The organism is Nocardioides nanhaiensis (assembly GCF_039542785.1).
Taxonomy (GTDB): domain Bacteria; phylum Actinomycetota; class Actinomycetes; order Propionibacteriales; family Nocardioidaceae; genus Nocardioides; species Nocardioides nanhaiensis.
Genome location: NZ_BAABIM010000002.1, coordinates 774,174 through 794,521 on the forward strand (window position 1 = coordinate 774,174; position 20,348 = coordinate 794,521).

Genomic DNA, 20,348 nt, shown 5'->3' on the forward strand with positions numbered 1-20,348 from the left:
GGATCGTGCCACGTGTCCCCCACGGAGGTCCGTCGTTGGGCATCATGGCCCGACCACCCGCCCACCCGAGGGAACCGACATGCGCTCCACCACCCACCGAGCCCGGCTCGTGCTGGCCGCCGCCACCGCTGCGGCCACCCTGGGCACGCTCGGCGTCGTCGGCCCCACCCGGGTGGACGCCGCCCCGACCCCCGCCGCCGCTCCCGCGGTCGCACCGGAACAGGCGGCGCCGTCCGCCGCCAGCGCGACGCCGGGCACGCGTGGGCCGCTGCCGAAGTCGCTGCGCCGAGTCGTGTTCGTCGGCAACAACTGGGAGGGCACGGCCACGCTGCTGGCACCGGGCACGTTCCGGCGGATCGGCCAGATCGACGTGGTGCCCGACTACGACGCGCGCATGCAGGAGATCGTCACCAACCCCTACCGGCTGGCCTACTTCCTCGCCATCCGCGCCCTCATCGGCGAGGGCAACGACCAGTTCGTCGACGACATGTACTCCTCCAACGACGGCCGCCTGGTGATCATCTCGCGGCCCTCCTTCGCCGACGTCGTCGCGATCAGCCTCCGCACGCAGCGCATCGTGTGGCGCTTCCCGGTCGCCGGCGTGCGCTCGGACCACATGGCGCTCTCGCCCGACGGCAAGCGCGTGGTCGTCAGCGCCTCCACCGGCAACGTGGTGCACGTGCTGCGGGTGGCTGACGGCAAGCAGGTCGGCCGCTTCGCCTCGGGTGGCTCGCCGCACGAGAGCACCTATCTCGACGGCGGGCGCCGCATCCTGCACGCCAGCATCGGCACCGTGTACAGCCCGCTCGACGACGACCGGCTGCCCGACCCGCTCGAGGGCGAGCGGGTGCTGCAGATCGTGGATGCCCGCACCAACAAGATCATCCGCCGCTACAACGTGCGCCAGGCCCTGGACCGCGCCGGGCTGCGCGGCACCAGCATCTCGGTGCGGCCCATCACCGTCTCGCCCGACGAGCAGAAGTTCTACTTCCAGCTCTCCTTCTTCCACGGCTTCGTGGAGATGGACCGCCGCACCGGCCGGATCACTCGGGTCAAGCGGCTGCCCAACCTGGTGCCGAACCTGCCGCGACCGGCCTACCTGCTCGACTCCGCCCACCACGGCATCGCCATGGACCCCGGCGGCCGCAAGATCTGCGTCGCGGGCACGATGAGCGACTACGCCACGGTGGTGGACGCCCGCACGATGCGCCAGGGCAGGCTGATCAAGGGCGGCCTCAAGCCCTACTGGGTCACCCCGAGCCATGACGGCGAGTACTGCTACATCTCCTGGAGCGGCTCCGACACCGTCTCGCGGATCAGCTACCGCACCGGCCGGATCGTCACCACCACCAAGGTGGGCGACCACCCGCAACGCGTGCGCAACGGGTTCATCCGCAAGGCGTTCGTGCGCGGCCTGGGCAGGAACACGCCGAGCTCGGCGCCGCTGCGCACCAGCGCCGTCACGGCGTGGGAGCGCTCGACCCGCTGACCCGGCTCGTGCGCGCCCCACGCGCCCGCCGCGCACGCCACAGCGCCCAGACCGTCAGCGCCGCCAGCACGCCGGCGGCCACCAGGAACGGCCACGAGCCCGGGTCGGCGCCGTACGCCCCGACGACGACGAGCGCCGCGGTGCTGGGCAGCACGCCGACCGCGGTGCCCAGCACGTAGTTGCGCCAGCGGACCGCGCTCAACCCGAAGGCGTAGCTGGCCGCGGCGTAGGGCATGAACGGCACCAGGCGCACCAGCAGCACCGCCGTCAGGCCGTGCCGCTCGACCAGCTCGTCCAACCCCCGGGCGCGGTCGCCGACCAGCCGCAGCACCGCGTCGCGCCCGAGCAGGCGGGCCAGCGCGAAGGCGCCGGAAGCGCCTACCACGGCGGCGGCGAGCGTCACCGGCACGCCCAGCCACGGGCCGAGGGCGGCACCGCCCACCAGGGTCAGCACGGCCACCGGCCCCGCCGGCAGCAGGCACACGCCCACGTAGACGGCGACGTAGGCGGGCACGACCCAGCCACCCAGCCCCTGCAGCCAGTCCTGCACCTCGCCCGGGGTCGGCAGCCCGACCACGAGCTGCACCACCAGCGCCGCGGCCAGCACGGCCACCAGCAGCACCGCGAGCGCCACCGGGCGGCTGCGCGCGGCAGCGGACGTCGTCACTCCCCCAGCATCCCGGGTCGCCGGTGAGCGGTGAGCTGGGTCTCACGGCGTAACGCCGACGCCGAGCCGTGACAGGTACCGCCCGTGACCGACCTCGAGGCCCTTCCCCGACCCGCGTCGCCGCGCCGCGCGCCGGCCGACGACCTCACCGTCATCATCCCCGCCTACGACGAGGCCGCCTCGGTGGCCGACACGGTGCGCAGCGTGCTGGGTCAGACGACGCCGCCGGCGCGGGTGATCGTCGTCGACGACTGCTCCACCGACGGCACCGGCGAGCTGGCCCGCGCCGCCGGCGCGGAGGTGCTGCGCCCTGAGCAGAACACCGGCTCGAAGGCCGGCGCCCAGAACCTGGCGCTGCGGCAGGTGCGCACCACCTTCGCGATGGCGATCGACGCCGACACCACCCTCGCGCCCGACGCGCTCGAGCTGCTGCTCGCGCCGCTGGCCGCGGACCCCGAGGTGGCGGCCGCGTGCGGGTTCGTGGTGCCGCGGCACGTGAGCTCGGTGTGGGAGCGCGGCCGCTACGTGGAGTACCTGCTGTCGTTCACCTTCTACAAGCCGGCCCAGGACTACTACGGCACGCCGCTGATCTCCTCGGGCTGCTTCTCGGCCTACCGCACCGAGATGCTGGTGGCGGCGGGCGGCTGGTCCGAGCGCACCCGCGCCGAGGACATGGACCTCACCTGGACCTTCTACCAGCGCGGCCACCGCGTGCGGTTCGTGCCGGAGGCGGTCTGCTACCCGATCGAGCCCCACGACTACGACTTCCTCGGCAAGCAGCTCAAGCGCTGGTCGCACGGCTTCGTGCAGAACGTGCGGCTGCACTGGCGCGGCATCCTGCGCATGCCGATGCTCGCGGGCGTCGTCGGGGTGGCGGTGGCCGACGCCGTGCTCGCCTCGCTGGTGTACCTGATGGTGCTGCCCGTGCTCGCCGTCGCGCTGAGCCCGTGGGTGCTGCTGGCCTACCTGGTCGACGTGCCCGCCCTGCTGGTCCCCGTGCTGGTGGCGGGCCGACGGCGCGGCGAGGTGGGCCGGGTGCTGCTCTCTTTCCCGTGCTTCTGGGTGCTGCGGCTGGTCAACGGCGTGCACATGCTGGCGGCGCTGTGGCGCGAGGTCGTGCTGCGCAAGCCGCTGCTGGTCTACGAGAAGGGGCACTGAGATGACCGCCGGACTCCCGGGCACCGGCCTGGGCGGGTTGTTCTACCTGATCCTGAGCCTGCTGATGCCACTGCGCGAGCTGTACCTGACCGCCTGCGGTCGCAGCAGCCGCGCCCGCTGGCGCTTCGTGCTGACCCAGCTGGCCATCGCGCTCGGCATCATCGCCGCCATGGTCGCCTCGGCCACGCTCGCGGTGCGGGTGGCCTCCGCCGACCGCGCGGCCGGGACGCTGGGGCCGGACGTGCTCGCCCTGCCGGCACTGGGCAGCCTGGCCGGCCTGGTCTGCCTGCTGCTCGTGGTGCGGGTGTGGGCGCTCGTGCCCGGGGCCGCCCGCGACACACCGGCGGAGTCGCTCACGGCGGGCTAGCCTGGTCCACACCCCCCGCCACCCGACCAAAGGACGGCTGTGACCGCGACCGTCGACGACACCCGTCGTGTGCTCGAGATCGAGCGCTACCAGATCCTGCTTCAGCCGCCGCGCTCGGACCTGATCGCGCTGGTGGAGGTGGCCGCCCAGGTCGCCGACGTGCCGATGGCGACCATCAACCTGATCACCGAGGACGAGCAGCACCAGGTCGCCACCGTGGGCTTCGACGCCTCCGTCTGCGCGCGCGAGGACTCCATGTGCAACGTGGCGCTCCCGCTGCGCGAGCCGATCGTGGTGCCCGACGCCTCGCAGGACCCTCGCTTCGCCGACAACCCCTTCGTGACCGGCCGGATCGGCGACGTGCGCTTCTACGCGAGCCACCAGCTGCGTACGCCCCAGGGCGTCACCATCGGCACGCTCTGCGTCTTCGACACCGTCCCGCGCACCCTCAGCCCGGCGCAGGAGGCCTCGCTGGGCCGCCTGGCCGACCGGGTCGTCGACATCCTCGAGCTGGAGCTGCGCACGCGTGAGCTGGAGCAGACCCGCGACGAGCTCGAGCGCTCCAACGGGGCCCTGACGGCGTTCGCGGGCCAGGTCAGCCACGACCTGCGCAGCCCGCTCACCTCCGTGCGGATGGCCATCGACCTGATCGAGGAGCAGCTCGAGGACGCAGCTGCTGCTCGCGAGGACGTGACCGAGGCGCGCGTGCGGTCGTTGCTCGGGCGGGCCTCGGGCGGCGCCGACCGGATGCAGGCGCTGATCGACGACCTGCTGGCCTACGCGCGCCTGGGCGGCCAGCTGACCCGCGAGCCGGTCGACCTGGCGCGCCTGATGGCCGAGGTGGTCGAGGACCTCACGGCGTCGCTCGCCGGCGCCGAGGTGGCCGTCGGCGAGCTGCCGACCGTGCCGGGCGACCCGGCCCAGCTGCGCGCGGTGCTGCAGAACCTGGTGGCCAACAGCGCCAAGTTCCACCTCCCCGGCGAGCCGGCCCGCATCGAGGTGTCGGCCCGCAGCATGGACGACTGCTGGCTGGTCACCGTCGTCGACCACGGCATCGGCATCGCCCCCGAGGACCGCGAGCGCGTCTTCCTGCCCCTGGCGCGTGCCTCGGACACCGTGGAGGGCAGCGGCATCGGTCTGGCGACGGTCAAGCGGATCGTCGAGGCCCACCACGGCCGGATCTCGCTCGAGGAGACGCCGGGCGGAGGCACCACCGCCCTCGTGCTGCTGCCCGGCTGATCCCGGGCGCACGGATTCGCCCGAACCCCTCGACTAGAACACGTTCCACCAGGCAGAGTGGCCCTGTGACGCAGACCACAGACGCCACCCCGCCAGCCGCCGACATCCAGCCTGACGTGCGACCGCTGCACCTCGCGACCGTCATCGAGGTGCTGGCCGACGCCGTCCCGGAGCGGGCGGCCATCATCGAGCTGGACCGCACCTGGACCTTCGCCGAGGTCGACGAGCGCTCGAACCGGTTGGCGCACCACCTGCTCTCGCTCGGGTTGCCGACCGGCAGCCACGTGGCCGTGCACAGCGCCAACCGCATCGAGTGGGTCGACGCGTTCTACGGCTGCCTCAAGGCGCGGCTGGTGCCGATCAACGTCAACTACAAGTACCTGCACGAGGAGCTCGCCTACCTCTACGACAACGCCGACTGCGTCGCCGCGATCGTCGCGCCCGAGCACGTGGAGGCCGTGCGCTCCCTCGACCTGCCCACACTGCAGCACGTGCTGGTCATGGGCGAGGAGTACGACGCCGCGCTGGCCGCCGCGCCCGCCGAGCGGGTCGGCGACCTGGCCGGCACGCGCAGCGCCGACGACCGCTACGTCCTGTACACCGGCGGCACCACCGGCAAGCCCAAGGGCGTCGTCTGGCGCCAGGAGGACCTCATCCTCGCCGCGCTCAACGCGGGGCGCTTCGGCGCACCGCTGGACTCCGTGGAGCAGCTGGGCACCGAGGCGGCCGCGCAGGAGACACCGATGGTGCTGCTGGCCTGCGGCCCGATGATGCACGGCGGCAGCCAGTGGATCCTGGGCAACGGGCACGTCTCCGGCGCCGGCGTCGCCTTCTACACGCGCCCCTCCTTCGACGCCGAGTCGGTGCTCGACCTCGTGCAGCACGCGAAGGTCAACTCCCTCACCTTCCTGGGCGACGCGATGGGGCGCCCGGTCGCCCAGGCGATCCTCGCCGAGCCCGACCGCTGGGACCTCTCCTCACTGGTGGCGGTCTCCAACGGTGCCGCCCCGCTCTCCGAGGGCGTGCGCGAGGAGGTCCGCCGCGCCCTGCCGGGCCGCTTCATCCTCGACTCCTACGGCGCCTCGGAGTCCGGGGCCACCGGGTCCCGCGTCGACGACGGCACCGAGGGCGCGCTCGGCGCCCCCAAGTTCGGCGTCGGGCCCGACGTCGAGGTCTTCGACGCCCAGATGCGCCCGTGCCCGCCCGGCGGCGAGGGGATGCTGGCGCGCTCGGGGCCCATCCCGCTCGGCTACTACCGCGACGAGGCCAAGACCGCCGCCACCTTCCGCGTCGTCGACGGCGTGCGCTGGTCGATCCCCGGCGACCACGCCCGCCGCGAGGAGGACGGCACCGTGACGGTGCTCGGCCGCGGCTCGGTGTGCATCAACACCGGCGGCGAGAAGGTGCACCCCGAGGAGGTCGAGGCGGTGCTGCTGCGCCACGACGCGGTGTTCGACGCGGTCGTCGTCGGGACGCCGCACGACCGATGGGGCCAGCAGGTCACCGCGCTCGTGCAGCCCACCGAGGAGGCGGCCGGCCTGCCCGAGGCCGAGCTGCGCGACCAGCTCGCCGCGCACGTGCGCGGCCTGCTGGCCAACTACAAGGCTCCCAAGGAGATCCTGCTGGTCCCCGAGGTGCCCCGCACCCCGGTCAGCAAGGTCGACTACCCCGCCAGCACCCGGCTCGCGCTCGACCTGCTCGGCGTCGGCTGACCGCTGCCCACTGGTCTGGGCAGCCCTTGGAGAGGTCCTCGATACTGGGGGCACCTGGTCGAAGGAGCCCCATGCGGACCCCAGCTCGTCGGTACGTGCGTCACCTGACCGCCCTGGCGGCCGCGACGGCCCTGCTGGCACTCGGTGCCTGCGCCTCCGGGGACCCCGACAGCACCGACAGCACCAGGGCCGCCGGGCAGGAGGCCGCACCCACCGCCACCCCGACGGACGTCGAGCCCTCCGCGCCCGCCGGCTCCACCACCCCGCCCGCCGACGACCCCGGGGCCGCGGCACCCTCGGCGCCCGCGGTGCCCGAGGTGCTGGACTTCGAGGCGGTCGGCGTCGACGGCTCGCCGTTCTCCGGCGCCGAGGTGGCCGGCCGGCCCGTCGTGGTGTGGTTCTGGGCGCCGTGGTGCGCCGTCTGCCGCAGCCAGGTCCCCGAGGTCGAGGCGCTCGTGGAGGAGCACGGCGACGACGTGGCGTTCCTCGGCGTCGGCTCGCTCGACGGCGAGGAGGCGATCGCCGGCTTCGCCGAGGAGGTCCCCGGCGTGCGCCACCTCAGCGACCCCGACGGCGAGCTGTACCAGCGCTTCGGCATCGCCGAGCAGAGCTCGTTCGTCGTCCTCGACGCCGAGGGCGGCGAGGTCCTGCGCACCGGCTACGGCGACGACGACGAGCTGGCCGGCGTGGTCGACGAGCTCGCCTCCTAGCGCCGGCGAGTCGTGGACACAGCAGCCCTCACGCTGGCGCTCACCGCGGGGGCCCTGGCCGCGCTGAACCCCTGTGGCTTCGCCCTGCTGCCCGCCTACCTCTCCCTCTCCGTCCTGCCCGCGGCGGACGGCGGCCCGCCTGCCGTGCGCTCCTGGCGCGGCACCGCCGGCAACGTCGGCCGCGCCCTGGGCGCGACCGCGGCCATGACCGCCGGCTTCGTCCTGGTCTTCGGCGTGTTCGGGCTGCTGATCTCGCCGGCTGCCTCCGCGGCGCAGGAGTACCTGCCCTACGTCACCGCGGCCACCGGCGTGCTGCTCGCCCTGGTCGGGCTGGCACTGCTCACCGGGCGTCACCTGTGGCTGCCGCTCCCGCGCATCTCGCGGGGCGGCGGCTCCGGCCTGGCCGCCACGGTCGGGTACGGCGTGGTCTACGCGGTGGCCTCCCTCACCTGCACCGTCGGCCCCTTCCTGGCGATCGTGGTCACCAGCCTGCGCAGCGACGCACCCGCCGAAGGGGTGGCGCTGTTCGCCGTCTACGCGCTGGGCATGGGTGCGGTCGTCGGTGTCGCGGCGATCGCCGTCGCGCTCGCCTCGGGCACCCTCCTGCGGGGCATGCGGGGCGCGGGCCGGTGGCTGCCGCGCGCGGCCGGCGCCCTGGTGCTCGTCGTGGGGCTCTACGTCGCCTGGTACGGCGTGTGGGAGGTGCGGGTGCTCGGCGGCGCCGACCCGGCCGACCCCGTCGTCGACACGGCGCTGCAGCTGCAGCAGTGGCTGAACGACCAGCTGCGGCGGGTGCTCCCCGGCGCCTGACGAGCGTCTCGGGCAGGGTCGAGGCCGTCGCGCGGCGAGGTGACGGCGGGGTAACGTGCGGCAGCTGTCCCCACCTCGGAGCGGAGGCCCCATGAGCACGTCCACCACCACCCGTCCACCCGACGGTCCCGGTACCGGCAGCGACGACGGCGGGGGCGGCCGCGGCCGCCCGTCACCGCGCTCGATCGTGCTGTGGGTCGGTGTCGCGCTCGTCGGCGCCGTCTGCTGGGGCGTGCTGGCGCTCAGCCGCGGCGAGGAGGTCTCGGCGCTGTGGATCCTGTTCGCCGCGCTCTCCTCCTACCTGATCGCCTACCGCTTCTACTCCCGCTTCATCGCCCGCCGGGTGCTCAAGCTCGACGACACCCGCGCGACGCCGGCCGAGCGCCTCGAGGACGGCGCCGACTTCGAGGTGACCGACCGGCGGGTGCTCTTCGGCCACCACTTCGCCGCCATCGCCGGCGCCGGCCCGCTCGTGGGTCCGGTGCTCGCCGCGCAGATGGGCTACCTGCCGGGCACGATCTGGATCATCGTCGGCGTCATCCTGGCCGGTGCCGTCCAGGACATGGTGGTCATGTTCCTGTCGATGCGCCGCGACGGGAAGTCGCTGGGGCAGATGATCCGCGAGGAGATCGGCGTCGTCGGTGGCACCGCGGCCCTGATCGCCGTCTTCGCGATCATGATCATCATCCTGGCGGTGCTCAGCCTGGTCGTGGTCAACGCGCTGGCCGAGTCACCGTGGGGCGTCTTCTCGATCGGGCTCACCATCCCGATCGCGCTGTTCATGGGCGTATACCTGCGCTTCCTGCGCCCCGGGCGCGTGCTGGAGGTGACGGCGATCGGCGTCGTCCTGCTGCTGCTCGCGATCATCGGCGGCGGCTACGTGGAGGCCTCCGCGCTGGGTGACACGCTCACGCTCTCCAAGGAGACGCTGACGATCTGCCTGGTGGTCTACGGCTTCGTCGCCTCGATCCTGCCGGTGTGGATGCTGCTCACCCCGCGTGACTACCTCTCCACCTTCATGAAGATCGGCGTGATCGCGCTGCTGGCGGTGAGCCTGGTGCTCGCCACGCCCACCCTCTCCAACGAGGCGGTCACCTCCTTCGCCACCGAGGGCAACGGTCCGGTCTTCGCCGGCAAGCTGTTCCCGTTCCTGTTCATCACCATCGCCTGCGGCGCTCTCTCCGGCTTCCACGCCCTGATCTCCTCCGGCACCACGCCGAAGATGATCGCCAAGGAGAGCCACGTCCGGATGATCGGCTACGGCGGCATGCTGATGGAGTCCTTCGTGGCCATCAGCGCGCTCATCGCCGCGTGCGTCATCGACCAGGGCCTCTACTACGCGATCAACGCACCCATCGGCATGACCGGCGGCACCGTCGAGGGAGCCGCGGAGTTCGTCGGCACGCTCGGGTTCACCATCACGCCCGACCAGCTGGCCGCGGCCGCTGCCTCGGTCGAGGAGGAGCTGGTCTCGCGCACCGGCGGCGCGCCCACGCTGGCCTTCGGCATCTCGCTGATCTTCACCGACGCCTTCGGCGGCGGCCTGGCCGCGTTCTGGTACCACTTCGCGATCATGTTCGAGGCGCTGTTCATCCTCACCGCCGTCGACGCCGGCACCCGCGTGGGCCGGTTCATGCTGCAGGACACCATCGGCAACGTGTGGCCGCGCTACCGCGACACCACCTGGAAGCCGGCCGCGTGGAGCGCCTCGGCGATCGTGGTGGCCGCCTGGGGCTACATGCTCTACGTCGGCGTCACCGACCCCCTCGGCGGCATCAACCAGCTGTTCCCGCTCTTCGGCATCGCCAACCAGCTGCTCGCCGCGATCGCGCTCACGCTGTGCGTGACGCTGTTCCTCAAGCACGGCTGGACGAGGTACGTGTGGGTGCCGGCGCTGCCGCTGGCCTGGGACCTGGTGGTCACCATGACCGCCAGCTACCAGAAGGTGTTCTCCTCCAACCCCGCCATCGGCTACTTCGCCCAGGCCGACCGCTACCGGGAGGCGCGCGACGCCGGCGAGGTGCTCGCGCCCGCCGCCGACATGGACCAGATGGGCACCGTCATCCAGAACTCGACGGTCAACGGCGTGCTGCAGGCCAGCTTCGCCCTGCTGGTGATCGTGATCGTGGGCAACGCGGTGGTGATCTGGGTCCGCGCGCTGCGCCAGGGTCCGCTCCCCACCACCGAGGTGCCCGCGACGCCGTCGGAGATCGTGGCGCCGGCCGACTTCTTCGCGACCCGCGAGGAGAAGGCCGCCGTCGCGGCGTGGGAGGCCGAGCGGGCCTCCTCCGGGAGCGGCCGGTGAGCGTGCGCGACGCGCTGGCGGGCGTGCGCTGGTACGCCCGCCAGCTCAGCGGCGAGTCCAAGTGGGACGAGTACCTCGAGCGGTGCCGCCGCGCGGGCCTCGAGCCGATGAGCCGTCGGGCCTTCGAGCGGCACCGCGACGAGCACCGCGAGCACAGCACCCAGGGGCGCTGCTGCTGAGGTTGTCGCGCGTTGCTTGACTGACCCGCGTGACGACCTCGCTCGGCGACCCGCTCCCCCTCCCCCACGGCCCGGACTGGCGCAACCGGTTCGCACTCGCACCGCTGACCAACACCCAGAGCAACGCCGACGGCACGCTGGCCGACGACGAGCTGCGCTGGCTGGAGGCGCGCGGGCGTGGCGGCTTCGGGCTCACCATGACGTGCGCCGCCTACGTCTCGCCCGCCGGTCGGGCGTGGGGCGGTCAGCTCGGGATAGCGGACGACGCCCACCTCCCCGGGCTCACTCGGTTGGCGGATGCGCTGCGTGCCACCGGCACCCGCTCCTCGGTGCAGCTGCACCACGGCGGACGGCGGGCCGACCCACAGCTCAACGGGCGGCCCAACCAGTGCCCGTGGGAGGACCCCGAGAAGGGGGCGGTCGCCCTCACCACCGACGAGATCGCCGGGGTCGTCGAGGACTTCGCGTCCGCGGCGGTCCGCGCCGAGCGGGCGGGCTTCGACGGCGTCGAGCTGCACGGCGCGCACGGCTACCTGCTGGGGCAGTTCCTCGATGGCCGGCAGAACCACCGCACCGACGGCTACGGCGGCAGCTTCGAGGGCCGCACCCGGCTGCTGCTCGAGGTCGTCGCCGCCGTGCGCGCCGCCACCGGCCCGGACTTCCAGCTGGGGCTCCGGCTGACGCCCGAGGGGTTCGGCATCCCGCTGCCCGAGGGCCGCGAGACCGCCGCTCTCGTGCTGGCCACGGGTCAGCTGGACTACCTGGACATGTCGCTGTGGGACGTGCGCATGACGCCTCGCGGCGAGGGCCACGAGGGGCTGCTGATCGAGCACTTCACCGACCTGCCGCGCCACGGCGCCCGGCTGGGCGTCGCCGGCACCGTGCTCTCGACCACCGACGCCGCCTGGTGCCTCGAGCGGGGTGCCGACTTCGTGTCGGTGGGGATCGGCGCGATCCTGCACCACGACTTCGCGGCCCGCGCCGTCGCCGACCCGGCGTTCCGGGCGCGCGAGCGGCCGGTGACCCGCGACGACCTGCGCGCCGAGGCGATCGGCGAGCGCTTCGTCGACTACCTGGCGGCCGGCTGGCCGGACCTGGTCAGCAGCTGAGCCGAGCGGTCAGTCGCGGGCGGTGCTCGGCGGAGCGCCGTAGACCAGGTCGGCGTAGTCGGGGTGCTTCGCGATCCAGGCCTTGATGAAGGGGCACAGCGGCAGCACGGCCCGCTCGCCCTGGGCGCGGACGTCGTCGAGGGCGAAGCGCGCCAGTGCCCCACCGACGCCCTTGCCCTCGTGGGCGGTGTCGACCTCGGTGTGGGTGAAGACGATCAGCTTCTCCGCCAGCTGGTACTCGGCGAAGCCGGCCAGCGCGCCGTCGAGGTGCGCCTCGTAGCGTGACTTCCCCGGTTCATGGCTGATGACGACGTCGCTCACGCACCGCAGCCTACGACCCGATGATCTCTCGGCCCCGGACCTGTCGCACCCGGCGGGTGCCGTGCGTGGAACGGGTGAGGCCTCGGCACGGGGCGTCGCGTGAGCAGGAGGAGGCCAGCGCCCTGCAGCTCGGCAGCGCGACGCTCGGTGCGGGCTAGCGGCTGTTCAGCGCTGCCGACCTGCCGTCAGCTGCCGGAGTTGGCTCGCTTCTCGTTCCGCTCGTCGATGATGACCTCGACCGCCTCGATGACGGCGCGGACACCGTCGACGTCCCCATCGGTCCGGGCGAGCTGGTGCGCTCGCTCGGAGGCCTCCTCCCGGCGGGGGCGCGGTGCCCACCGGGCGAGGTGAGCGGCGCCGTTGAGCGAGCTCGCGAACAGGTTCGCCACCCCGAGCAGGCCGAGCAGGGGGCCGGTCCGCTGATCCGGCTCGCGCTCGCCGAGCAGCACCTCACGCAGGTCGACGACCAGGTCCTCGCGCCGCTCCGGCGGGTGCACGCGGTAGCGCCGCAGGAGTCTCATCCCCAGGACACGTCGGTCGCGGGCGACGAGGGTGCCCGTGGACAGGAGGTGCGCGCGGACCCGGTCCCGGGCCTTGAAGCCCTGGAAGGCGCCGCTGAGAGTGGCCCCGGACCCCTGACGATCCGCGATCCAGCCCACCACCCGGCGGGTCACCCAGCCAGCAGCCTCAAGCTCGGCGAGATCCTGAGCGCCCGGCGGGCCCGTGGTGGCGTGCAGCCAGGCCAAGGCCTCGCGCAGGACCGGGTGAGCGACCGGCTGTGCATCCACGACGTGGACCCGGGTGTCCACCCCCGCACCGGTCACCGTGACCCGTCCGGCGCGGGCGAGATCGACGACCAGCGCCGCCTCCAGGAGCAGGTCCTGGTTGTCTCCGAGGATCAGCTTCCCACTCGAGGGAACGACGCCGGTCACGACGAGGTCGTCAACCAGCGAGGTCGTCTCCGGCGGCATCCCCCGATGATCGCTCACGCAGATCCAGCAGCCGGCTCGCCACGCGACACGGCACACCCCCGTGTGATGACACACGACCGCGCCCGGCCGACCAGGAGGTCGACCGGGCGCGGTGCGGATGATGCAGGTGGAACAGGTGGTGCGGGTGGATCAGCCCTCGAAGCAGGGACCCGTGAACTCGTAGGCCTCGGCCGACGGTCCGGTGAAGAAGTCCTGGATCGTGGTCAGGCCGGCGTCGGCGGCCGGGTCGACCTCGCTGAGCAGGCTCTGGCGGAAGATGTCGTTCTCCGCACTGCGGTTGCCGGCCTCCTCGGGCAGCATGCCCTCGAAGTCCACCGACTCCAGGCTCTGCACGGCCTCGAGCAGACCCGCCCGGTCCTTGGAGTAGTCGCCGTCGAGCCACTCCTCCAGCGCCGCCTTCATCGGGTAGCTCCACGCCCAGCCGGAGGTGTAGCCGTCGTTGGCCTCCACGTCGCCGAGGGCCTCACGCATCGCCTCGTGACCGGGGGTGTCGGTGCCGTAGGAGCCCCAGGGGCCGCTGTGGATGAACAGCTGCTCCAGCGCGCCCGCGGCGGGGCTCTCGAGCAGGGCCGGGTTCCACGTGGGCGAGAGGCCGACGAACTGACCCTGGTAGCCCTGGGCGGCGGCCTGGCCGACGATCACCGCGGTCTCGGTGGGGCCGGTGCCGATGATCACCAGGTCGGGGTCCTGCTGGACGATCGAGCTGACCGCGCCCGCCTGCGCCTCCTGGCCGGGGGCGGTCTCGACGCTGGTGAACTCGATGCCGTTGGCCTCGGCGGCCGCCTCGGCGCCCGCGGCGCCGTCGCCGCCGTAGTCACCGGGGAAGCCCACGGCGAGCACGGACTCGATCTGCTCGTTCTCGACCATGTAGTCGACGGCGTTCATGGCCTCGACGCAGTAGGAGGAGCCGGACTCGAGGATGTTGTCCTCGAAGCCCCACAGGGAGGTCCACGAGGCCGGGGCCGCGATCACGTCGGAGCCCTTCATCTGCTCCAGGATGGCGAGCGTGGTGGGCGAGCCGAGGCTCTGGGCGAGTGCCAGCACCTCGGGCTCGATCTCGGCGTACACCTGGGCGTGCGTCTCAGGGTTGTAGAGGTTGTCGCGCACGTACTCGGTGACGTTGATGTCGTAGCCACCGATGCCGCCGTCCTCGTTGACGCGCTGCCAGAACGCCTCCTGCGCCTCGGTGATCGGCACGCCCAGCGGGGCGAACGGACCAGCCGTGAGGTCGGAGATGGTGCCCAGGAAGATGCACCCGTTGTCCTCGTTGACGGCGTCGGGGCAGGCCTCCGAGGTCACACCCGGGGCGTCGATGGAACCCTCGCCGCCACCGCCGCCCTCGTCGCCACCGCGACAGCCGGCTGCAGTGAGGGCGAGTGCGGTGAGCAGCACTCCTACTTTGCGGATCTTCACAGCACCTTCTCCTTTGCAATGGACCGGTCGTCGCACCGACGGGCGTCAGTAGCTGAACGGCCAGCTCTTCCAGTAGGTGCGCAAGCGCACCCAGATCCCGAAGAGCCCCCGGGGCTCGAACAGGAGGAACACCACGATCAGCAGTCCGTAGAGGATCTGCTCGACCTGGAAGACGTTGGGGGTCTGCGTCACCTGGCTGCTGATCATCGGCACGTAGGCCGGCAGCTCGCGGGTCAGGGTCGGCAGCAGCGAGATGAACAGCGCCCCGGCGATGACACCGCCCACGGTGCCCGCACCACCGATGAGCACCATGGCGATGAACTGCACCGAGAGCAGCAGGTTGAACGAGGCGGGGTCGAAGAAGCCGGAGATCGTGTAGAGCAGCGCCCCCGCGCACCCGGCGTAGAACGAGGAGATGGCGAAGGCCAGCGTCTTGGTGCGCGGCAGGTCGATCGACATCATCTCCGCGGCCATGTCGCGGTCACGGATGGCGGAGAACGCCCGGCCCACCCGGCTGCGCGCGATGTTGCGGGCCGCCAGGGCGAAGACCAGCATCAGCACGAACATCAGCAGGTACAGCTGCTGGTCCCGCGAGAAGGAAGCACTGCTCTCGCTGAAGTTGAAGCCGAACAGCACGGGCTCGGCGGCGGTGCGCCCGACGCCGGCACCACCGGTGAGGTCGCTCCACTCCCGGAACACGTGCTCACCGATGAAGACCAGGCCCAGGGTCACGATCGCCAGGTAGAGACCACGCAGCCGGGTGGCCAGCGGTGCCACGATGACGCCGCAGATCGCCGCGACGATGCCGGCGGCCGGCAGCCACACCCACATCTCCTGGATGCCGAACCCGATGGTGCGACCCTCCGGGTCCCCCGAGATCGCGGCCGCGGTGTACGCGCCCACCCCCAGGAAGAACGCGTGGCCCAGCGAGACCTGACCGGCGAGACCGGTGACGATGTTGAGCCCCAGCGCGCCGATGGCGAACACGAACGCGATGGCCAGGGTGCGCAGCAGCGCGTCCTGGAGCACGAACGGCATCAGCACCGCGATGACGACCAGCACCCCCACGCCCACCTGCTTGGGGCGGGTGTTGAAGAGCGCGAGCTCCTGGGAGTAGCTCTCGTAGAACGCAGGACGTCCCCTCATACCCGCCTCACCTCTGGAGTGCCGAAGATCCCGTAGGGCTTGGCGAGCAGCACCAGCAGCATGAGCACGTAGGGCGAGACCAGCGCGACGTTGTCGCCCAGCCACGGTGCGTACTCCCGCTGGTAGGTGCCCACCAGCGCCTCCACCACGCCGACCGCCAGACCGCCCACCACCGCGCCCTCGAGGGAGTCCAGGCCCCCGAGGATGATCGCGGGCAGGGCGGCGAGCGCGACCAGCCACAGCTGTCGGTCGACGCCGGCGCCGGTGGCCAGCAGCGAGCCGGCGATGGCGGCGAGCGCCCCCGCCATCGCCCACGACATGGCGAACACGCCGCCCACGCTGACGCCCTGCGTCATCGCGGCCTCCTGGTCGAAGGCGGCGGCGCGCATGGCCAGGCCGTAGCGGGTCTTCTGGAAGAACAGGAACAGCAGCGCCACCACGACGGCGACGGTGCCCATCATCACCAGGTGCCGGATCTGCACCTGGAGGCCGAGCAGCTCGACCCGGTCCAGGCCCCAGGGGAACCCGATGGGACGGGCGCCGAGGCCGATGAAGCCGTTGGCCACCACGCGGATGGCGATGTCGATGCCGATCGTGATGATCGCGACGACGAAGACCTCCTTGCCGACCATGGGCCGGATGGCCAGCCGCTCGACCACCAGCGCCAGCGCGGCGGTGGCGAGCGCGGCCAGGGCCACGGAGATGAAGAAGGAGAGCCCCGTGAAGAGCACGAACCCGATCGCGGGGGCGATGTAGGAGGTGGCGACGGCACCGGTGAGCATCATGGCCGGCTGCGCGAAGCTGATCACGCGCGTGGCCTTGTAGATGATCACGAAGGCCAGTGCCAGCAGGGCGTACACCGAACCGGTGCCGAGCCCGCGCAGCAGCGCCTCGAGCAGGTCGGTCATCCGCGTGCCCCCGTCCCGTACATGTCCTCCACCAGCTCCGCGAACGCGCCGACCACCGCGGAGCGCTTGACCTTCTGGGTGGCCGTCAGCTCGCCGTCCTCGTGGTCGAGCTCCTTGGGCAGCAGCCGGAAGGTCTTGATCTGCTCGACCGTGGCGAAGCGGGTGTTGACGTCGTCGACGACCTTCTGCACCAGCTCGACCACCTCGGGCTTCTGGGTGAGGTCGCGGTAGGTGCTGTAGCCGAGCTTCTTGCGCTGCGCCCACTCGCCGACCGTGTCGAGCTCGATGCCGATCAGCGCCGTCAGGTGGGTGCGTCCGTCGCCCACCACCAGCGCCTCCTTGACGAACGGCGAGGCCTTCAGCTCGTTCTCGATCTGCGAGGGCGAGATGTTCTTGCCGCCGGCGGTGATGATGATGTCCTTCATCCGATCGGTGATCTTCAGGTGCGTGCCGTCCCACTCGCCGACGTCGCCCGTGTGCAGCCAGCCGTCGGCCCGCAGCACCGCCGCGGTGGCCTCCTCCTTGCGCCAGTAGCCGGCGAAGACGCCGTCGTGGCGGGTGAGGATCTCGCCGGTGGTCTCGTCGACGCGCACCTCGACGCCGGGGTGCGCCTCGCCGACGCTGCCGAGCTTGACCCGACCGGGCCGGTTGGCGGTGGCGACGGCGGTGTTCTCGGTCATCCCGTAGACCTCGTGCATGGGGATGCCGATGCCCATGAAGAACTTCAGCACCTCCGGGGCGACCGGGGCGGCGCCCGAGGCGGCGTAGCGCACGCGGCGCATGCCGAGCCGCTCCTGCAGCGCCCGGTAGCAGAACACCCAGCCGATCGCGTAGCGCAGCCGGGTGGAGGTGGTGTGCTGACCACCGTTGGCCACCAGGTCGTCGCCGATGCCCTCGGCCACCTTGAGCCAGAACCTGGCGGAGGCGCGCTTGAGGCGACTCGCGCCGGAGAGCCGGGTCTCGACGCCGGCCAGCAGCTTCTCCCAGATGCGCGGCACGCCGAAGAGCACCGAGGGCTGCACCTCGTGCAGGTTCTGCGGCACGGTCTCGATCGACTCGGCGAAGTTGACCTGGGTGGCCGAGGCGGCGTTGAACCACGTGGTGAAGATGCGCTCGGCCACGTGCGAGAGCGGCAGGTAGGAGAGCAGCAGGTCGTCCGGGCCCGGGGGCGGGTCGGTGAAGGCGCCCTCCTCGGCGAGGATCCTCACCGCGAACTCCACGTTGCGCACCGTCAGCATCGCGCCCTTGGGCGGGCCGGTGGTGCCGGAGGTGTAGATCAGCGTGGCCAGGTCGTCGGGCTCGGCGGCGTCGGCCAGGGCCTCGACGGCACCCGGGTGCGCCGCACGGTGCTCGGCGCCGCGAGCCAGGAAGTCCTCCCACGAGATCAGCGCCGGGTGGTCGTACCGGCCGCGGATGCCCCGGGGCTCCAGGTACACCACGTGGCGCAGGTCGGGGCACTGGTCGATCACCTCGAGCGCCTTGTCGACCTGCTCCTGGTCCTCGGCCACCAGCACGACGGCGCCGGAGTCGGCCAGCAGGTAGGCCACCTCGGCCGCGGGGTTGGTCGGGTAGACCCCCACCGAGGCGGCACGCACCGCGAGCGCACCGAGGTCGGCGACCAGCCACTCGGGGCGGTTCTCGGAGTGGATGGCCACGCGGTCGCCGGGCGAGACGCCGAGGGCGAGCAGCGCGTGCCCGGTCAGCTGCACCTGGTCCCAGTAGTGCTCCCAGGTCCAGGGCCGCCAGACACCCAGGTGCTTGTCACGCAGCGCCACGGCCTTCGGGCGGGTGCGGGCGTGCTCGCGCACGCGGGTCACGAGCGTCGTCGACGACGTCGCGGGCGAGCCGGTGCGCTCGACGGCGGGTGCGGTCACGAGAGGGCCTCCCCCAGGTAGGCGCGGACGACCTCGGGGTGGCGCTGCACCTCGTCGGGCGTCCCGGTGGTGATGGGCGTGCCGAAGTCGACGACGAGCACGCGGTCGGCGAGGTCCATGACCAGGCCCATGTCGTGCTCGACCATGATGATCGCGAGGTCGAGCTCGTCACGGATGTCCAGGACGAACCGGGCCATGTCCTCGGTCTCCTCGAGGTTCATGCCGGCCACCGGCTCGTCGAGCAGCAGCAGCTTGGGCTCCATCGCGAGAGCGCGCCCCAGCTCGACGCGCTTCTGCACGCCGTAGGGCAGCAGACCCACGGGCAGCGAGCGCCACTGCGCCAGCTCGAGGAAGTCCACGATCTCCTCGCAGCGGCGGCGGTGCTCGATCTCCTGGCTGCGCGCACGGCCGCGCCATAGCACCGCCGAGAGCGCGCCGTAGCCGATGTGCTGGTGGCGGCCCAGCATCAGGTTGTCGACCACCGTGAGGTGCTCGAAGAGGGCGATGTTCTGGAACGTGCGAGCCACGCCCCGGCGCGCGATCGCGTTGGGCTTGGCGCCCAGGACGTCCTCGCCGAGCACGCTGATCCGGCCCTTCTGAGGCCGGTAGACGCCGGAGATCACGTTGAACAGCGAGGTCTTGCCGGCGCCGTTGGGGCCGATGACGGCGAACAGCTCGCCCGGCTGCACCTGCAGGCTGACGCCGTTGATCGCCTTGACCCCCGCGAAGGAGAGGTGGACGTCGTCCAGCTCGACCACCGGGGAGGCGTGCGCGCCGCCGGCCCGGTGGGAGCCCGTCTGGGTGCCGCTCATGCCGACCACCTCTTCCTGCGTCGGTAGTGCTTGGCGTCGCGGAAGGACTTGCGCCCCTCGCCGTCCTCGCCGGGGTGCAGGCCGAGGTAGAACTCGCGCACGTCGTCGTCGGCGTTGAGCTCGGCGGCGGGCTTGTCGAGCACCACCCGGCCGGTCTCCATCACGTAGCCGTGGTGGGCGATCGAGAGCGCCATCGCCGCGTTCTGCTCCACGAGCAGGATGCCGGTGCCCTCCTGGTTGATCTCGACGATGACGTCGCGGATCGCGGCCACCATGAGCGGCGCGAGGCCCAGGCTCGGCTCGTCGAGCAGCAGGTAGCGCGGGGACGACATCATCGCGCGCCCCATCGCCAGCATCTGCTGCTCACCGCCCGAGAGGTAGCCGGCGGTCTTGCCGCGACGGTCGGCCAGCACCGGGAAGAGCCCGTAGACCCGCTCGAGGTTCTGCGCCATCAGGGACCTGGCCGTGTGGGCGCCGACCTTGAGGTTCTCCTCGACGCTGAGCTCTACGAAGACCCGGCGGCCCTCGAGCACCTGGCGCACGCCGCGCTTGACGATCTTCTCCGGCGGGGTGCGGCGCAGGTCGTCGCCGTCGAGGCTCACGGTGCCCTTGGTCACCTCCCCGTGGTGCACGTCGAGCAGACCGGTCAGCGAGCGCAGCAGGCTCGTCTTGCCGGCGCCGTTGCTACCGAGCAGGGCGACGATGCGGCCGTCGGGCACGTCGAGGCTGACCCCACGGAGGGCGCGCACGACGTCGTCGTAGACGACCTCGAGGTTGCGGGCACTGAGCACGTCCCCATCCTGTGGTGACCGTCACACGGTTGTCTTTGTGTCTGCGGCACAAGATCCGGGTGGGGGCACCCGTCACCCGGTCACAAGAGGCCGCTGACCAGGGCTTTCCCCGCGCACACCGCGCCTCGCGACAACTCGCGGCGCCCCGAGGCGGGTCACGAACCGGTATCGGCTGTCCACGACCGGCCCGGGACGGTGGTGTGACGGCCACCACCCGGGCATGCTTGGGCGGCACCACGTCCGGGTGGGCACGGACGGCGACGATGGGGTGCGTGATGGGTGCGGAGCACGGGACACCGACTGCCTCGACAGAACCTGGGCCGAGGCTCCGAGCAGGTGCCTCGGT

General features: G+C 72.1%; 19 protein-coding genes. 10 read left to right on the forward strand and 9 right to left on the reverse strand.

All coding sequences use genetic code 11. The features are described from left to right. The first annotated feature begins 79 nt into the window (after nucleotides 1-79). On the forward strand, nucleotides 80-1,489 hold the full coding sequence (locus ABD948_RS11845; RefSeq protein WP_345265983.1) for a YncE family protein: 1,410 nt from the start codon (nucleotides 80-82) through the stop codon (nucleotides 1,487-1,489). On the opposite strand, the gene ABD948_RS11850 is transcribed toward ABD948_RS11845, so the two are convergent. After that, nucleotides 1,461-2,156, reverse strand: a complete 696-nt coding sequence (locus ABD948_RS11850) for a TVP38/TMEM64 family protein (protein WP_345265985.1) — start codon at nucleotides 2,154-2,156, stop codon at nucleotides 1,461-1,463. The genes ABD948_RS11845 and ABD948_RS11850 overlap by 29 nt on opposite strands. Nucleotides 2,157-2,240: 84 nt before the next feature. Here ABD948_RS11850 and ABD948_RS11855 point away from each other — a divergent pair, with 84 nt between their 5' ends. The 9 genes from ABD948_RS11855 to ABD948_RS11895 all read left to right on the forward strand — a co-directional run bounded on the left by ABD948_RS11855 (nucleotide 2,241) and on the right by ABD948_RS11895 (nucleotide 11,745). Continuing rightward, nucleotides 2,241-3,314, forward strand: coding sequence for a glycosyltransferase family 2 protein (locus ABD948_RS11855; protein ID WP_345265987.1), 1,074 nt, complete (start codon nucleotides 2,241-2,243; stop codon nucleotides 3,312-3,314). A gap of 1 nt (nucleotide 3,315) precedes the next feature. Further along, on the forward strand, nucleotides 3,316-3,681 hold the full coding sequence (locus ABD948_RS11860) for a hypothetical protein (RefSeq protein ID WP_345265989.1): 366 nt from the start codon (nucleotides 3,316-3,318) through the stop codon (nucleotides 3,679-3,681). A 39-nt stretch (nucleotides 3,682-3,720) separates the two neighbouring features. Further along, a complete protein-coding gene (locus ABD948_RS11865; RefSeq protein WP_345265991.1) occupies nucleotides 3,721-4,920 on the forward strand; it encodes a sensor histidine kinase in 1,200 nt (399 codons plus the stop codon). A 65-nt stretch (nucleotides 4,921-4,985) separates the two neighbouring features. After that, nucleotides 4,986-6,632, forward strand: a complete 1,647-nt coding sequence (locus ABD948_RS11870; protein WP_345265993.1) for an AMP-binding protein — start codon at nucleotides 4,986-4,988, stop codon at nucleotides 6,630-6,632. A gap of 71 nt (nucleotides 6,633-6,703) precedes the next feature. Next, on the forward strand, nucleotides 6,704-7,342 hold the full coding sequence (locus ABD948_RS11875; RefSeq protein ID WP_345265994.1) for a TlpA family protein disulfide reductase: 639 nt from the start codon (nucleotides 6,704-6,706) through the stop codon (nucleotides 7,340-7,342). A gap of 12 nt (nucleotides 7,343-7,354) precedes the next feature. Beyond that, nucleotides 7,355-8,152 carry a cytochrome c biogenesis CcdA family protein gene (locus ABD948_RS11880; protein WP_345265995.1) on the forward strand — a complete coding sequence of 266 codons (798 nt, stop codon included), beginning with the start codon at nucleotides 7,355-7,357 and terminating at the stop codon, nucleotides 8,150-8,152. 91 nt (nucleotides 8,153-8,243) lie between these two features. Then, nucleotides 8,244-10,457, forward strand: a complete 2,214-nt coding sequence (locus tag ABD948_RS11885; protein ID WP_345265996.1) for a carbon starvation CstA family protein — start codon at nucleotides 8,244-8,246, stop codon at nucleotides 10,455-10,457. Further along, nucleotides 10,454-10,636 carry a YbdD/YjiX family protein gene (locus ABD948_RS11890; protein WP_345265997.1) on the forward strand — a complete coding sequence of 61 codons (183 nt, stop codon included), beginning with the start codon at nucleotides 10,454-10,456 and terminating at the stop codon, nucleotides 10,634-10,636. The genes ABD948_RS11885 and ABD948_RS11890 overlap by 4 nt, the downstream gene beginning before the upstream one ends. Nucleotides 10,637-10,665: 29 nt before the next feature. Continuing rightward, a complete protein-coding gene (locus ABD948_RS11895; protein ID WP_345265998.1) occupies nucleotides 10,666-11,745 on the forward strand; it encodes an NADH:flavin oxidoreductase in 1,080 nt (359 codons plus the stop codon). Between the two features lie 9 nt (nucleotides 11,746-11,754). Here the strand turns inward: ABD948_RS11895 and ABD948_RS11900 are convergent, their stop codons facing one another. The 8 genes from ABD948_RS11900 to ABD948_RS11935 all read right to left on the reverse strand — a co-directional run bounded on the left by ABD948_RS11900 (nucleotide 11,755) and on the right by ABD948_RS11935 (nucleotide 20,002). Then, nucleotides 11,755-12,066, reverse strand: coding sequence for a GNAT family N-acetyltransferase (locus ABD948_RS11900; RefSeq protein WP_345265999.1), 312 nt, complete (start codon nucleotides 12,064-12,066; stop codon nucleotides 11,755-11,757). 185 nt (nucleotides 12,067-12,251) lie between these two features. Then, nucleotides 12,252-13,037, reverse strand: a complete 786-nt coding sequence (locus ABD948_RS11905; RefSeq protein WP_345266000.1) for a GOLPH3/VPS74 family protein — start codon at nucleotides 13,035-13,037, stop codon at nucleotides 12,252-12,254. 150 nt (nucleotides 13,038-13,187) lie between these two features. Continuing rightward, the gene (locus ABD948_RS11910; RefSeq protein WP_345266001.1) at nucleotides 13,188-14,471 is read right to left on the reverse strand and encodes an ABC transporter substrate-binding protein; all 1,284 of its coding nucleotides are present in this window, start codon (nucleotides 14,469-14,471) and stop codon (nucleotides 13,188-13,190) included. 45 nt (nucleotides 14,472-14,516) lie between these two features. Next, nucleotides 14,517-15,617, reverse strand: coding sequence for a branched-chain amino acid ABC transporter permease (locus tag ABD948_RS11915; RefSeq protein WP_345266002.1), 1,101 nt, complete (start codon nucleotides 15,615-15,617; stop codon nucleotides 14,517-14,519). Continuing rightward, nucleotides 15,614-16,525 carry a branched-chain amino acid ABC transporter permease gene (locus tag ABD948_RS11920; protein WP_345266003.1) on the reverse strand — a complete coding sequence of 304 codons (912 nt, stop codon included), beginning with the start codon at nucleotides 16,523-16,525 and terminating at the stop codon, nucleotides 15,614-15,616. Before ABD948_RS11920 ends, ABD948_RS11915 begins: the two co-directional genes overlap by 4 nt. Continuing rightward, nucleotides 16,522-18,399 (reverse strand): AMP-dependent synthetase/ligase, encoded by a 1,878-nt coding sequence (locus ABD948_RS11925; RefSeq protein WP_345266004.1) that lies wholly within the window; start codon nucleotides 18,397-18,399, stop codon nucleotides 16,522-16,524. Before ABD948_RS11925 ends, ABD948_RS11920 begins: the two co-directional genes overlap by 4 nt. Beyond that, entirely contained in the window at nucleotides 18,396-19,211 is an 816-nt protein-coding gene (locus ABD948_RS11930; protein ID WP_345266005.1) for an ABC transporter ATP-binding protein, read from the reverse strand. The genes ABD948_RS11925 and ABD948_RS11930 overlap by 4 nt, the downstream gene beginning before the upstream one ends. Then, nucleotides 19,208-20,002: an ABC transporter ATP-binding protein gene (locus ABD948_RS11935; protein ID WP_345266007.1), complete on the reverse strand. Its 795-nt coding sequence runs from the start codon at nucleotides 20,000-20,002 to the stop codon at nucleotides 19,208-19,210. The genes ABD948_RS11930 and ABD948_RS11935 overlap by 4 nt, the downstream gene beginning before the upstream one ends. Between the last annotated feature and the right edge of the window lie 346 nt (nucleotides 20,003-20,348).

Bases quoted from the DNA above. Each gene is read 5' to 3' on its own strand.
- ABD948_RS11920 (WP_345266003.1), bottom strand. From the start codon at position 16,525: ATGACCGACCTGCTCGAGGCGCTGCTGCGCGGGCTCGGCACCGGTTCG.
- ABD948_RS11875 (WP_345265994.1), top strand. From the start codon at position 6,704: ATGCGGACCCCAGCTCGTCGGTACGTGCGTCACCTGACCGCCCTGGCG.
- ABD948_RS11885 (WP_345265996.1), top strand. From the start codon at position 8,244: ATGAGCACGTCCACCACCACCCGTCCACCCGACGGTCCCGGTACCGGC.
- ABD948_RS11930 (WP_345266005.1), bottom strand. From the start codon at position 19,211: ATGAGCGGCACCCAGACGGGCTCCCACCGGGCCGGCGGCGCGCACGCC.
- ABD948_RS11915 (WP_345266002.1), bottom strand. From the start codon at position 15,617: ATGAGGGGACGTCCTGCGTTCTACGAGAGCTACTCCCAGGAGCTCGCG.
- ABD948_RS11845 (WP_345265983.1), top strand. From the start codon at position 80: ATGCGCTCCACCACCCACCGAGCCCGGCTCGTGCTGGCCGCCGCCACC.
- ABD948_RS11860 (WP_345265989.1), top strand. From the start codon at position 3,316: ATGACCGCCGGACTCCCGGGCACCGGCCTGGGCGGGTTGTTCTACCTG.
- ABD948_RS11905 (WP_345266000.1), bottom strand. From the start codon at position 13,037: ATGCCGCCGGAGACGACCTCGCTGGTTGACGACCTCGTCGTGACCGGC.